Below are 1004 nucleotides of genomic sequence, written 5' to 3'. Positions count from 1 at the left end.
TGAACCTTTCCCTGTAACCGCTTGTGGCGGTTCGTGATCGCCTTACACGGTGCGTCCGTGCTCCAGTTGAAGCAGGACGAGGGCCGCGGCGGCGATCTGGGTGATCCGGCTCGGGTCGAGGCTGACTCGGCGCAGAGCCTTGAATGTGGTCTTGAGCAGGGTGTTGGCCCGTTCTCCGACTCCGTGAACGCCTCGCAGGAGCTGATTGAACGCCCGCTGCGGCTCGGTGAGCCGGCCGTCCTTGGGCTTCTTGAACGGCATCCTGAACATCTCCCCGGCCCCCTCGTATCCCAGGTCGGTGAGCGTGATCAGAGCGGTCTCGGTGGCGGCGCGCGACAGGGCTTCCACCAGGCCATGGGTACGGGCGCAGGTCAGGTCGTGCTCCCGCCCCGGCCGGACCGCCGACACCCAGATCGGCCAGCCGTCCGGAGCGGAGATGACCTGGACGTTGCCGCCATGGTGTTTGTGCTTGCCCGACCAGTACAGGTCGGCGCCGTTGGGCCCGGGAGTGGAGATTCGGTCGGTGTAGATCAGTGTGCCGTCCAGATTGAGATGCGTCAGCCCGGCCTCGGCGGCGCGCTCCAGCGCGGTCTTCAGATCCGGCGCCTGCGCGGCCAGGACATCGACGCCCTCATGCAGCAGCCGATAAGCCGTCGATCTACCAATGTTGTTATCCCTGGCCAGCTGCTTGACGCGGGTACCGTCCAGAAACCAGCGGAGCACCATGACGGCCTGTTTGAAGCACCCCAACGCTCGCCGGTTCCTGCGCGTGCCGACCCTCTGGCGGCGCTGTCGCAGCAGGTGCGCCAGGTGCAGCACGGTCTCCCGGCGGACGTCGAGCACGGCGGTGTAGGTGATACTGGACGGCAAGTGAAGCCTCTCGCTCGAACTTGATCTCTTCGCAAAGACCAGTTCTAGCAGGGGCTTCACCCATGTCTGCGGCCAGAAGGCAGGAGCCGCCCCGGGAGTTACCCAGGGTGATCAACGATCACGGGAAAGGTTCA

The 1004-nt window shown here is 65.4% G+C and carries 1 protein-coding gene; it reads right to left on the bottom strand.

The genetic code is table 11. The features are described 5' to 3' along the window. Positions 1-42 precede the first annotated feature (42 nt). Positions 43-843: an HARBI1 family protein gene (locus ACFLIM_RS50225; protein WP_393178035.1), complete on the bottom strand. Its 801-nt coding sequence runs from the start codon at positions 841-843 to the stop codon at positions 43-45. Positions 844-1004 lie beyond the last annotated feature (161 nt).

The sequence above is a fragment of the Nonomuraea marmarensis genome (assembly GCF_043197025.1).
Taxonomy (GTDB): domain Bacteria; phylum Actinomycetota; class Actinomycetes; order Streptosporangiales; family Streptosporangiaceae; genus Nonomuraea; species Nonomuraea marmarensis.
Note: the sequence above shows the minus strand (reverse complement) of the source record. Positions and strands in the feature narration are given on the sequence as shown.